This window comes from Pseudarthrobacter phenanthrenivorans Sphe3 (genome assembly GCF_000189535.1).
GTDB classification, from domain to species: domain Bacteria; phylum Actinomycetota; class Actinomycetes; order Actinomycetales; family Micrococcaceae; genus Arthrobacter; species Arthrobacter phenanthrenivorans.
On record NC_015145.1, the window covers coordinates 2553587 to 2566040 of the forward strand.

The following is a 12454-nucleotide window of genomic DNA, read 5'->3' on the forward strand; positions in this document are numbered from 1 at the left end:
TCAGTCCTCTTCTTCCCATTCCGGGGTCATGTTGCGGGCAACCTGGATCTGGTCGTTGCTCACGCCGGCGGGCACCATCGGCCACACCATGGAGTTGGGGCTCACCACGAAGTCGATGACCACCGGCCGGTCGTTGATCTCGAGAGCCTTCTGGATCGTGGCGTCGATGTCCTCGTCCCGTTCGCAGCGGAACGAGGCGCAGCCATAGGCCTCCCCCAGCTTCACGAAGTCCGGGATCCGGACTGTGTCATGGCCGGTGTTGAGGTCGGTGTTGGAGTAGCGGCCTTCGTAGAAGAGGGTCTGCCACTGCCGCACCATGCCCAGCGAAGAGTTGTTGATGACGGCAACCTTGATGGGGATGTTGTTGATGGCGCAGGTGGCCAGTTCCTGGTTGGTCATCTGGAAGCAGCCGTCGCCGTCGATAGCCCAGACCACGCGGTCCGGCTCCCCCACCTTGGCGCCCATGGCCGCAGGTACGGCGTAGCCCATGGTGCCGGCGCCACCGGAGTTCAGCCAGGCGTGCGGGCGCTCGTACTTGATGAACTGGGCAGCCCACATCTGGTGCTGTCCAACGCCGGCAACATAGACACCCTCGGGGCCGGTCAGGGCACCAATGCGTTCGATGACTTTCTGCGGTGCGGTGAGCCCGTCCTCAGGTTCGGTCCAGCCCAGCGGGTAGGTTTCCTTGAGGTTGTTCAGGAAGGCCCACCACGTGGTGAGGTCCGGAACCCCGGAGGCGTCGAACTGGGTCCGGACGGCTTCGGTGAGCTCGGGGATGATCTCCTTGACGGATCCCACGATGGGCACATCGGCGGTCCGGTTCTTGGAGATCTCGGCGGGGTCGATGTCAGCGTGGATAACCTTGGCCATCGGGGCGAAGGTCTTGAGCACGCCGGTGACACGGTCATCAAAACGGGCACCAAGGGTGATCAGGAGGTCTGCCTGCTGCAACGCAGTGACGGCGGAAACGCTGCCGTGCATGCCGGGCATTCCAACATGCTGCGGGTGTGAGTCCGGGAAAACGCCCTTGGCCATCAGGGTGGTCACCACGGGGGCGCCGGTGGCCTCGGCCAGGGCCAGCAGTTCGGCACTGGCATGGGCCTTGACCACACCGCCGCCAACGTACAGCACAGGCTTGCTGGACGCCGCGATCAGCTTGGCGGCCTCCCGGACCTGCTTGTTGTGGCCCCGGGTGACGGGCCGGTAGCCGGGCAAGTCCACCTTGGGCGGCCAAGAGAAGGTCATCTGGCCCACCTGGGCGTCCTTGGCAACGTCCACCAGGACGGGACCGGGACGGCCGGTGGAGGCGAGGTGGAATGCTTCCGCCATGACGTGCGGGATGTCATTGGGGTCGGTGACCAGGAACGAGTGCTTGGTGATGGGCATGGTGATGCCCACGATGTCGGCTTCCTGGAAGGCATCGGTGCCAATGACACCGCTGGACACCTGTCCGGTGATGGCAACCAGCGGCACGGAGTCCATGTGGGCATCCATGATCGCGGTGACGAGGTTGGTGGCGCCGGGGCCCGAGGTGGCGATGCACACGCCCACCCGCCCGGTCACCATGGCGTAGCCTTGCGCGGCGTGGCCGGCTCCCTGTTCGTGACGGACCAGCACGTGATTCATGCTGGAAGCCATCAAGGGGTCATAGGTGGGCAGGATTGCGCCACCGGGCAAACCGAAAATATCGTCGACGCCGAGTTCTTCGAGCGAGCGGACAATAGCTTGCGAGCCGGTCATCACCGTTGGGGGTACAACGTTGTTCGGCCCAAGGACAGGAGAGACGGCGGCAAGGTCGGCGACGACGACGGCGTGGTCGGCCGTCCGGTCGGCGCGGTCCGGAGCCTTGGGGGCTCCAGCGGACTTCGTAGCCATCAGCGAGGGGCTGATCGGCGATCCTTTGCTCATCGGAACTCTTCCTTGTGGATCATCTGTGGTTCATGGAAACTGCGGGAAATAAAAAAACCCCTCAGCCTGAGCGGCTCTTCGAGGGGTTTGCGCGTGACGGTACGTTACCAGTGGAGGCTAATGGGCCACGCGCTTGGTAAGGACGACGACGATGCCGGTAACGAAAGTCATGCGTTCAGTTTTCCCTCTGGCGAGATACGTGTCAACGAGCCGACCCGCGATCTCACCATGTGGACCTCATCGTCCACGGAATGACCCTACCCCAACCTTCCGGCGCAAGCGCCGTCAGGCTGGGGCCCCTCGGGTCAACCCTTATTAAGCCCTGCCGCCTAAGGCGGGCATGTCCCGGGAGGAGTCCCGGGCAACTCGTATCAGCCGCAGTAGGCGCCGGTGCTGGCGCTGTGCACGAGCTTGGCGTACTTGGCCAGGACGCCCTTGGTGTAGCGTGCCGGGAGCGGCTCCCAGCCCACTCTGCGGGCTTCGAGTTCTGCTTCGTCAACCAGCAGGTCGAAGCTGCGGGCTGCGATGTCCACGCGGATCCTGTCGCCATCCCTGACAAAGGCGATGGGGCCGCCGTCGACCGCTTCCGGCGCCACGTGGCCAATGCACAGGCCCGTGGTGCCGCCGGAGAAACGGCCGTCAGTGAGGAGCAGGACATCCTTGCCCAGGCCTGCACCCTTAATGGCGCCCGTGATGGCGAGCATTTCGCGCATGCCCGGGCCCCCCTTGGGGCCTTCGTAGCGGATCACCACCACGTCGCCGGCGTGGATCTGGCCGTTGTCCAGTGCGTCCAGGGCTCCCTGTTCGCGTTCGAAGACGCGGGCGGTGCCTTCGAAGACGTCGGCGTCAAAGCCTGCGCTCTTCACCACTGCCCCCTCGGGTGCCATGGTGCCGTGCAGGATGGTGATGCCGCCGGTCTTGTGGATCGGGTTGTCCAGCGCGCGCAGGATCTTGCCGTCAAGATCCGGCGGGTTAATGGCCTCGAGGTTTTCCGCAACCGTCTTGCCCGTAACGGTGAGGCAGTCGCCGTGCAGCAGTCCGGCGTCGAGCAGTGCGCGCATGATGACCGGCACGCCGCCGATCTTGTCGACGTCGGTCATGACATAGCGGCCGAAGGGCTTGAGGTCGCCCAGGTGCGGGATCTTGTCGCCGATCCGGTTGAAGTCGTCCAGGGTCAGCTCGACTTCAGCCTCGCGGGCGATGGCCAGCAGGTGCAGGACCGCGTTGGTGGAGCCGCCGAAGGCCATGGTGACGGCGATGGCGTTCTCGAAGGCCTTCTTGGTCATGATGTGGCGGGCGGTGATGCCCTGGCGCAGCAGGTTGACCACCGCTTCGCCTGACTTGCGGGCAAATTCATCACGACGGCGGTCTGCCGAGGGCGGGGCGGCGGAGCCCGGCAGGGACATGCCGAGGGCTTCACCGATGCAGGCCATGGTGTTGGCTGTGTACATGCCGCCGCAGGCGCCTTCGCCGGGGCAGATGGCCTTTTCGATGCGGGTGAGGTCCTCCATGCTCATCTTGCCGGCAGCGCAGGCGCCGACGGCTTCGAAGGCATCAATGAGGGTGACTTCCTTCTCGGAGCCGTCCTCGAGCTTGACCCAGCCGGGCATGATGGACCCCGCGTAAAGGAAGACGCTGGAGAGGTCCAGGCGGGCGGCCGCCATGAGCATGCCCGGGAGGGACTTGTCGCAGCCGGCCAGCAGGACGGAGCCGTCGATCCGCTCGGCCTGCATCACGGTTTCCACGGAGTCGGCAATAACCTCGCGGGACACCAGGGAGAAGTGCATGCCTTCATGGCCCATGGAGATACCGTCCGAGACGGAAATGGTGCCGAACTGCATCGGGAACCCGCCGCCGGCGTGGACGCCTTCCTTGGCGCCCTGGGCAAGCCGGTTCAGGGAGAGGTTGCAGGGAGTGATCTCGTTCCACGAACTCGCGACGCCGACCTGGGGCTTTGCGAAGTCATCATCGCCCATGCCTACGGCCCGGAACATGCCACGAGCCGGTGCTGCGTGGATTCCGTCGGTCACCACCCGGCTGCGGGGCTTGATATCAGGCTTGTTGTCCGTTGCGGTTTGGGCGTCACTCATAGGGGAAAGTCTAGGGCTCCGGCGAACTGCCCGGCGACAGATCAGAAGCGATCGGGGGCGAAACCCGGAAATTCCTGCCAGAATGCGGACTTGCATCTCAAATAATGAGACGGCTGGGGCGGCTGCCCCTCACGCGGCACGACGCAGGGGGTGTCCCGTCCTGGCATCTCCCGTTCCACCTGCAACGGCGTCCATCCCGGGTGCAGCCTAGACAGCCGTGGCCACCGGACGTAGCGTCAGGGAAAGCACACCTTGCCGGCCGGACTGAAGGGCTTGAGATGGATTTTGTTTTCTGGATCATTCTGATTGTTGTTCTTGGTGCTGTTGCCTGGTGGCTGGTAAAGCGAAACGGCTCATCGAAGGCATCCGGGACATCTGGCGGCAGTTCCACGCCTGAGGGCGCAAGGGCGGACGGGGCGCTTTCGGGCGGCAGTGCGGCGGCCTCGGCCGAGGCCGCCGGAACCACCGGCATCGCCAGCGCAGCAGGGTTTGGACGGGCGGCGGAACCTGCAGCCCCCACCACCGCCGATGAACCGGCGGAAAGCTCCGCTGCTTCCAGCCAGGACGAGCGGCGGCGCCAGGACCAGGCCGAGTGGGAAACCCAATGGTCGGAAACCCCCGGCTCTTCCGCTGTTTCAGGTGCTGGCGCCCACGGCCGGGCCGGCCAGGAGAGCCTGCAACCGGAAGGCCACCGCGCGGGAACCGCCGCGCCGTCTTCTGCAGCTCCAGCCGCAGCGGCATCGGACTCCCCGCCCGCGGAAGCGGCGCCTGCCCCGGCAGCACCGGCCGCCGCAGTGTCACAGCCGGTCCACCATCCCGAATACACTGCGCCACACGCTCCTACCCTGCCCGGCGCAGAGACAGCTGCCCTTGAGGATGCGGAGGACGATGCTGCTGCGGGCAATGCCGACATGCCTGCAGCAGCCGGTTCCACTACCGAAGCAAAGGTGGATGAAGGCGGGCGGTCTAACGCGGGGGCCGGGACCGGGGCTATGCCGGCGAGTGCCGCCGCGACAGAGACGGCGGAACGCACCCAGTCCTCCGCGCTGGTGGAAACCGGAGCTGACCACGTCCAGGAGCCGGGGACTGTGTCCGCAGCCGAACCGTCAGGACACCTGGCGGCGGAAGAGCCCTACGGTGCGGGTTCGGCTGCCGCTGGAGCTGATGGCAGCGGGCCTGCGGATTACTCAGTGAAAGGCGACGCCGGGGCCATGGTCTATTACGAGGAGGGACACCCCGACTATGAGCAGACCAGGGCTGACGTCTGGTTCGAATCAGCAGCGCATGCTGAGGCAGCGGGCTTCCGCGCCCCGCGGCGCAAGCGGCTCTAGAACAGGGCGCGCAAGCCCCCGTCGAGCCGGGCCCACCTTCACGGCCGCCTGCCTTGTCCTGCTTCTGGCCGCGTGCACGGGGGACCAGGGCGGCACACCTACCGGAAGTACCAGCCTCCCGCAGACCCAGGACGCCTCGGTGCCGGATACGGTGACGCGCCTGGACCTGGAGCTCGATATTCCCTGGTCCGCCGTGTTCCTCCCCGACGGCACGGCTGTCATCTCAGAACGCGAGACGGGCCTGCTCAAGGCAGTACCCGCGGACGTGGCCAGGGAACCCGGCACCGCCGGCGCGGGCGCCGTGGAACTGGGTGAGGTGCCGGGCGTTGTCCCGGCCGGGGAGGGCGGGCTCCTGGGGCTGGCCCTCTCCCCCACCTTCGCCAACGACAGGTACCTGTATGTGTACCTGACGGCGCAGGAGGACAACCGTATCGCGCGGCTGAAGCTGGAAGACTCCGGCGGGGGCAACCTGTCCCTCGGCGAGCCCGACGTCATTTTCACTGGAATTCCAAAAGCGAACACGCACAATGGCGGCAGGATCCGTTTCGGACCGGACGGATTCCTCTATGTGGGGACCGGTGACTCGCAGCGCAGGAACCAGCCCCAGGACCCCGGGGCGCTGGGCGGCAAGATCCTCCGTCTCACCGCCGACGGCAGGCCCGCTCCCGGCAATCCATTTGGCAACGCGGTCTACAGCCTGGGCCACCGGAACGTGCAGGGACTGGCATGGGACAGCGGGGGCAGGATGTGGGCCAGCGAGTTCGGTCCCGACGTTGATGATGAATTGAACCTCATCGTGCCAGGGGGCAATTACGGCTGGCCTGCCGTGACAGGTGCTCCAGGCAGACCGGAGTTCCTCGACGCGAAAGTTGTCTGGCCCTCCACCAGCGAATCCTCGCCCAGCGGCCTGGAAATCGTTGGCCCCACCGCCTACGTGGGAGCACTCCGGGGACAGCGGCTATGGACAGTTCCACTGGAAGGCGAAGAAGCCGGCACACCTGTGGCGCACTTCACACGCGAGTTCGGCAGGATCCGCGACGTCATCCGGACCCCTCAAGGAGGTTTTTGGCTCCTCACCAACAACGAAAACCCTGATTTCGTGCTGGTTTTGCCGCCGCCGGACTAGTCCGTGCCCTGCACCCTGCGCCGATTTCACATGGGCACGAAGTTCGTGTAGAGTTTCATGTCGTTGCGGAGGTCAACGGGGAAAGAAAAGCCCGGATGACCACAGCAAACAGATGCACCTCTAGCTCAATTGGCAGAGCAATTGACTCTTAATCAATGGGTTCCGGGTTCAAGTCCCGGGGGGTGCACCACAGGGAAAACAGCCCCTGGCTCGCGGAAACGCCAGCCAGGGGCTGTTTTGTTGTGTGGCGTCACGGCCGCCAGGAAAACCACAAAAAAGCGTGGCCACTGCCTGCGAAGGCAGTGGCCACGCCAGCGGCCGCCGCAGGACGGCTGCCACAGGAACAGAAACTAATTAAGGGGTGTTCTCCACCAGCGCAGCGGTGGAAGGAGCAGTGGCGAACTGGCTGGCCAGCTCCCGCACTACCGCCTGGAGTTCCTGCCGGAGCAGATCCGGGTCAATCGACGCTGAAGCCAGCACCGACCGCTCCATCTCAACTGCTGCGGCTACAGCCTCCTTGCCGCGTTCCGTCAGGGACACCACGTGGCTGCGCCGGTCGGAAGTGCTGCGGACCCGGACAATATGGCCGTGCGCCTCCAGCCTGCTGAGGGTTTTGCCCATGGTCTGGGCCTGGACACGTACGTATTGGGCAAGCTGGGCCTGCGTCATGGGGCCTTGCGCATCGAGAACTTCAATGGCAATGACGCCGGCGTGGGTGAGTCCAATCGCGCCGAGCTTTTCATTCCAGGAATGTTCAACGAGGCGCGCAGCAGTGGACAAGAGGCGCCCCGTGGGCCAGTGATCCATATCAGGCATAGCAGCCAGTATAGCCAAACGGCGATTAGCACCTGTTCCCCGCTGTTACTAGGCTGTTGTGTCCCGCCTGCAACAAGGAGAAAAACAATGGCTGACAGACTCGTGACCGGAGACGACGCGCCCGGTTTTACCCTGAAGGACTCGTCCGGCAATGACGTCAGTCTGGCCTCCCACCGGGGCCGCCACACCATCGTCTACTTCTATCCGGCAGCAGCAACGCCGGGATGCACCAAGGAAGCCTGCGACTTCCGCGACAGCCTGGCTTCCCTCCAGTCGGCAGGCTACGACGTCCTGGGCATCTCACCGGACCCCGTGGACAAGCTGGCGAAGTTTGCGGCCAAGGAAGAGCTGACGTTCCCCCTGCTCTCGGACGAGGACCATGCAGTGGCTGAGGCGTATGGCGCCTGGGGAGAAAAGAAAAACTACGGCAAGACCTACGAGGGACTGATCCGGTCCACCATCGTGGTGGACCCGAACGGAAAGGTGGCGCTGGCCCAGTACAACGTCCGCGCCACCGGCCACGTCGCCAAACTGCGGCGGGACCTGGCCCTGGACGCCTGACCAGCGGCCGCCGGGCCCGGAACCTGCCTCCGCAACGCTACAATGGACACTGGCTTCCGCCGTCGTACCCCCTGAGGGGAAGCGAAGGCAGGAAGCCCCGCGCGAGTGGTGAAATTGGCAGACACGCAGGATTTAGGTTCCTGTGCCTTCGGGCGTGGGGGTTCAAGTCCCCCCTTGCGCACTATCTGATCCCCCGGCATGGCCGGGGGATCAGTGCATTTAAGCGGCCACTCCAGCTGTCCGGCGCACCAGTTTTGCAGGGCTGCCGAAAAACTCCAGGGAAATTACCCATCCACCACCTGCACCCGGCCGAATACCCAGTGAGACACCAGCCAAGGGCAGGTGCCCACCAGCAAGGTTCGAACGACGCCGTGAGACAGCACGTCCGTGGCGGCAAAAGCCATCATCCCAAGGAGAACTGAAATGCAGACCACCAAGCGCACAACTTTCACCGTCGCAGGCGTTGCAGCAGCAGCTCTGTTCAGCCTGACCGCCTGTGGCGGCTCAGCCTCCACGTCCAGCTCCTCCGCCCCAGCCGACTCGCCGTCGGCAATGGCATCCAGCATGGCCCCCTCCCCCTCGGCCAGCTCCTCGGCTGCCGCCATGGATCCCGCCGCCAACCTGGTCGGCCCCGGCTGCGCCGCCTACGCTGAGCAGGTCCCAAGCGGTGCCGGGTCTGTTGAGGGCATGGCACTGGATCCGGTCGCCGTGGCAGCCTCCAACAACCCGATCCTGACCACCCTGACTTCTGCCGTTTCCGGGAAGTTGAACCCCAAGGTGGACCTGGTGGACACCCTCAATGGCGATGAATTCACCGTCTTCGCGCCGGTGGATGAGGCATTCGCCAAGATCGATGCGGCCACCATCGAAACCCTGAAGACCGATGACGCCCTCCTGAGCAAGATCCTCACCTACCACGTGGTGCCGGGCCAGATCACACCCGACATGATCGCCGGCACCCACGCCACGGTCCAGGGCGGATCGGTCACCGTCACGGGCAGCGGCGATGAGCTGAAGGTGGACGACGCGAACGTCATCTGCGGCGGTGTCCAGACCAAGAACGCCACCGTCTACCTGATCGACTCAGTACTAATGCCCAAGTAGGCTCCGGCCCCGCGGCCTGAACGTCCACCCGGCAGCGCCGGGGCCGGGCTCCGAAAGGACCGGCCCCGGCGTTGCTGCCGTTTGCGCCGGAAGCACGCCTGACAGGAGGGAGGTGCGGTGGCGCCCAGGTACCTCCAAGTCCCGTCTATTACACTGGGGTCCGGTCCGCATTCGGCGGGACCGGCAAAATCCAGAGGTGATCAACGGGTGCCCAGCAGTACTTCGAGGCGGACAGTCATCAAGACCGGAGCTGTCCTCCTGGCGCTTGGGATGACCTCGTGCACCGCACTTCCTTCCCCGTCGCCGTCCTCCGGCCCGCCGTCCACAGCGTCCAACGCCGAACCTGCCGCCACCTTTAACTTCGGGACCGCGGCGCAGCCGCTGGGCCTGGATCCTGCACTCTCCAGCGATGTTGAATCGCAGCGGATCACCCGCCAGATCCTCGAGGGACTGGTGGGCGTGGACCAGATAACAGGGAAGCCCACGCCGCTGCTCGCTACAGAGTGGAGCGAGTCCAACGAAGGCCGCTCCTACACCTTCAAACTGCGGACCGGCGTGCTCTTCCAGGACGGGACGCCCTTCGACGCGAACGCGGTGTGTATCAACTTCAACCGCTGGTTCGCCTTCCCGGAGGCCCTGCGGCGGCAGGCGCCGGGCAGTTCATTCAAGGGGGTTTTCAAAGCCCACTCGGACGAGCCGGAACTGTCAATCTTCAAGAGCTGCACGGCAGTCTCGGCGGACACCGTACGGATCGACCTTTCCCAGCGCTTCACCGCCTTCCTGCAGGCACTGACCCTGCCTGCGTTCGCCATTGCGTCGCCGGCCGCCCTCGCTGCGGGGACTGCGGATGTCCTTGACCAACAGCGGGGCGGCCAGCCCGTCTCCGTGTTTGGCACCAAACCCGTGGGCACGGGGCCCTTCAGCCTTGCCTCGTGGGACGAGGGAAGCGTCACCCTGACCACCAACCCGTCCTATTGGGGCGACCGCGGCCAGATTTCCACCATCAACTTCGTGGCGTACGACCATCCACAGGCCCGCCTGCAGGCCCTCCTGGACGGCAAGATCGACGGCTATGACGCCGTGACGGTGGGCAACTTCGACCAGCTCGTCAAGCGCGGGAAGCAGATCGTCCAGCGTGACCCGTTCTCGGTGATGTACGTGGGAATCAACCAGGACATCCCCGTCCTGCAGAACCTGAAGGTCCGGCAGGCGATCGAAATGGCGATCGACAAGGAAACCCTGATCCGCCGGTTCTTCATAGACAACACCGCCAAGGCCACGCAGTTCGTCCCGCCCAAGATCAGCGGGTTCAACAATGATGCCCCTGCACTGGGGCACGACCCCGCCAAAGCCAAGGAGTACCTCAAAGAGGGCGGGTACGCAGGCGAGGAACTGAAGTTCTACTATCCGCTGAACGTCACCCGGCCCTACCTGCCCACCCCGGAGAAGGTCTACGCCGAGATCAGCCGGCAACTCACCGCCGTCGGCTTCAACATCCAGCCCGTACCCGTGGACTGGCAGGACGGCTACCTGCAAAAGGTACAGTCCCCCGGTGACCACGCGCTCCACCTCCTGGGCTGGAACGGTTCGTATTCAGACGCGGACAACTTCGTGGGCCCGCTCTTCGGCGAGAAGAACGGGGAGTTCGGGTACCACGACCCCCAAGTCTTCTCGAAGATCAACCGGGCCCGCGGGTTGCCCGAAGGCGAGGAACGGGATGAGCAATATCACACTATTAATGCCCAGATCGCGGCGACAGTTCCTGCGGTACCAGTCGCTTTCCCCATCTCTGCATTGGCCCTCTCAGACCGCGTAGTCAGCTATCCCGCGTCGCCGGTCTTAAATGAAGTTTTCACGAAGGTGCAACTAAAGCCTTGACGGACCGGTCCAATTTCAGTATGTCCGCCGCCCGGGGATATTCTGTGACAGCCAGAGCCGCTGCAATCGGAGACTGATCGTGACCTTCATTTCCAAGACCGCACATGCCGACGTCGTCCTGATCGGCGGCGGCATCATGAGTGCCACGCTGGGGGCATTCCTCAAGCAGCTGGAGCCGGACTGGACCATCTCCCTGTTCGAGCGGCTGGACCAGCCGGGCCTGGAAAGCTCCGGCCCGTGGAACAACGCCGGCACGGGCCACGCCGCCCTCTGCGAGCTCAACTACTCCCCTGCAGCCAAAGACGGCTCAGTGGATCCTTCCAAGGCCCTGCTCATCAACGAGCAGTTCCAGCTCTCCCGGCAGTTCTGGTCCCATCTGGTGGACCAGAACCTCATTGGGTCGCCTAAGGGCTTCATCAACACCGTGCCGCACATGAGCTTCGTGATCGGCGAGGACCACACGCGGTTCCTGCGGACCCGCTACGAGGCGCTCAAGCCCCATCCCCTGTTCCGCAGCATGGAGTACTCCGAGGACCACGGGCAGATCGGCAAGTGGGCGCCGCTGATCGTCAAGGGACGCGACCCCAAGCAGCGGATCGCAGCCACCCGGGCTGCCGAGGGAACTGACGTGGACTTCGGCGCGCTGACCCGCGAACTCGTCTCCTACCTCGGGCACAACGGCGTCGAGATCAACTACGGCCATGACGTCACGGGGATATCCAGGGCGTCCGACGGCGGCTGGAACCTTTCGCTGAAATACCCCAAGTCCGGCGAGCACGGCAAGATCCACGCCAAGTTCGTGTTTGTTGGCGCAGGCGGCGGGGCCCTGCACCTGCTCCAGGCGTCGGGCATTCCGGAAAGCAAGGGCTACGGCGGGTTCCCGGTGTCCGGGCAGTTCTTCCGCTGCACCGATGAAAGCATCGCGGCCCAGCACAGCGCCAAGGTGTACGGGCAGGCTTCCGTGGGCGCTCCCCCCATGTCCGTGCCGCACCTGGATACCCGCTACGTGGATGGCAAGCGTTCGCTGTTGTTCGGCCCTTACGCCGGGTTCTCCACCAACTTCCTGAAGAACGGCTCGTACCTGGACCTTCCGCTGTCCATCCGGCCCAGCAACATCATCCCCATGCTGGCAGTGGCAAAGGACAACATGGACCTGACCGCCTACCTGGTGAAGGAAGTGGCCAAGAAGCACGCCGACAAGGTGGAGGCCCTGCGTGAGTACTACCCGGAAGCCAAGGATGGCGACTGGGAACTGATCACCGCCGGCCAGCGTGTACAGATCATCAAGAAAGATCCGCAAAAGGGCGGCGTCCTGCAGTTTGGCACTGAAGTGATCGCCGGCCGTGACGGTTCCATCGGAGCGCTCCTGGGCGCCTCGCCCGGAGCCTCCACTGCGGTACCGATCATGATCGAATTGCTGAAGAAGACCTTCCCCCGGAACTTCAAGGGCTGGCAGTCCAAACTCAAGGACATGATGCCCGGCTACGGGGTCAAGCTGGACGAGAACCCGGACCTGGCACTTGAGCTGGAGAAGGCAACGGCCAGGTCGCTTCAGCTGGAGAGCGTTTCCGCCAGCCGCTGACCCTGCGGGGCCGGTGGCCGGCGCCTTGCGGGTCCGTACCACTTACCTAACCCCACAG

General features: G+C 64.7%; 9 protein-coding genes and 2 tRNA genes. 8 read left to right on the top strand and 3 right to left on the bottom strand.

All coding sequences use genetic code 11. The annotated features are described in order from the left end of the window. Together ASPHE3_RS11890 and ilvD are read right to left on the bottom strand one after the other, a co-directional pair. The gene (locus tag ASPHE3_RS11890; protein WP_013601452.1) at positions 1–1908 is read right to left on the bottom strand and encodes an acetolactate synthase large subunit; all 1908 of its coding nucleotides are present in this window, start codon (positions 1906–1908) and stop codon (positions 1–3) included. A gap of 371 nt (positions 1909–2279) precedes the next feature. Next, positions 2280–3998, bottom strand: a complete 1719-nt coding sequence (gene ilvD / locus ASPHE3_RS11895; protein WP_013601453.1) for a dihydroxy-acid dehydratase — start codon at positions 3996–3998, stop codon at positions 2280–2282. Between the two features lie 278 nt (positions 3999–4276). Here ilvD and ASPHE3_RS11900 point away from each other — a divergent pair, with 278 nt between their 5' ends. The 3 genes from ASPHE3_RS11900 (at position 4277) to ASPHE3_RS11910 (ending at position 6645) form a co-directional block, all read left to right on the top strand. Continuing rightward, positions 4277–5329, top strand: a complete 1053-nt coding sequence (locus ASPHE3_RS11900; RefSeq protein WP_013601454.1) for a sunset domain-containing protein — start codon at positions 4277–4279, stop codon at positions 5327–5329. 139 nt (positions 5330–5468) lie between these two features. Next, a complete protein-coding gene (locus ASPHE3_RS11905) occupies positions 5469–6455 on the top strand; it encodes a PQQ-dependent sugar dehydrogenase (protein ID WP_013601455.1) in 987 nt (328 codons plus the stop codon). Between the two features lie 114 nt (positions 6456–6569). After that, positions 6570–6645, top strand: a tRNA-Lys gene (locus ASPHE3_RS11910). A gap of 164 nt (positions 6646–6809) precedes the next feature. Here the strand turns inward: ASPHE3_RS11910 and ASPHE3_RS11915 are convergent. Beyond that, complete coding sequence (locus tag ASPHE3_RS11915; RefSeq protein WP_041652136.1) at positions 6810–7262, bottom strand: MarR family winged helix-turn-helix transcriptional regulator; 453 nt, start codon at positions 7260–7262, stop codon at positions 6810–6812. Between the two features lie 96 nt (positions 7263–7358). Between ASPHE3_RS11915 and bcp the strand changes: the two genes are divergently transcribed. From bcp to ASPHE3_RS11940, 5 genes are all read left to right on the top strand, one after another. Then, the gene (bcp, locus tag ASPHE3_RS11920; protein ID WP_013601457.1) at positions 7359–7832 is read left to right on the top strand and encodes a thioredoxin-dependent thiol peroxidase; all 474 of its coding nucleotides are present in this window, start codon (positions 7359–7361) and stop codon (positions 7830–7832) included. Between the two features lie 99 nt (positions 7833–7931). Then, a tRNA-Leu gene (locus tag ASPHE3_RS11925) sits at positions 7932–8013 on the top strand. 242 nt (positions 8014–8255) lie between these two features. Then, positions 8256–8936: a fasciclin domain-containing protein gene (locus tag ASPHE3_RS11930; RefSeq protein ID WP_013601458.1), complete on the top strand. Its 681-nt coding sequence runs from the start codon at positions 8256–8258 to the stop codon at positions 8934–8936. 270 nt (positions 8937–9206) lie between these two features. Next, positions 9207–10814, top strand: a complete 1608-nt coding sequence (locus tag ASPHE3_RS11935) for an ABC transporter substrate-binding protein (RefSeq protein ID WP_013601459.1) — start codon at positions 9207–9209, stop codon at positions 10812–10814. A gap of 79 nt (positions 10815–10893) precedes the next feature. Further along, positions 10894–12396 (top strand): malate:quinone oxidoreductase, encoded by a 1503-nt coding sequence (locus tag ASPHE3_RS11940; RefSeq protein WP_013601460.1) that lies wholly within the window; start codon positions 10894–10896, stop codon positions 12394–12396. Positions 12397–12454 lie beyond the last annotated feature (58 nt).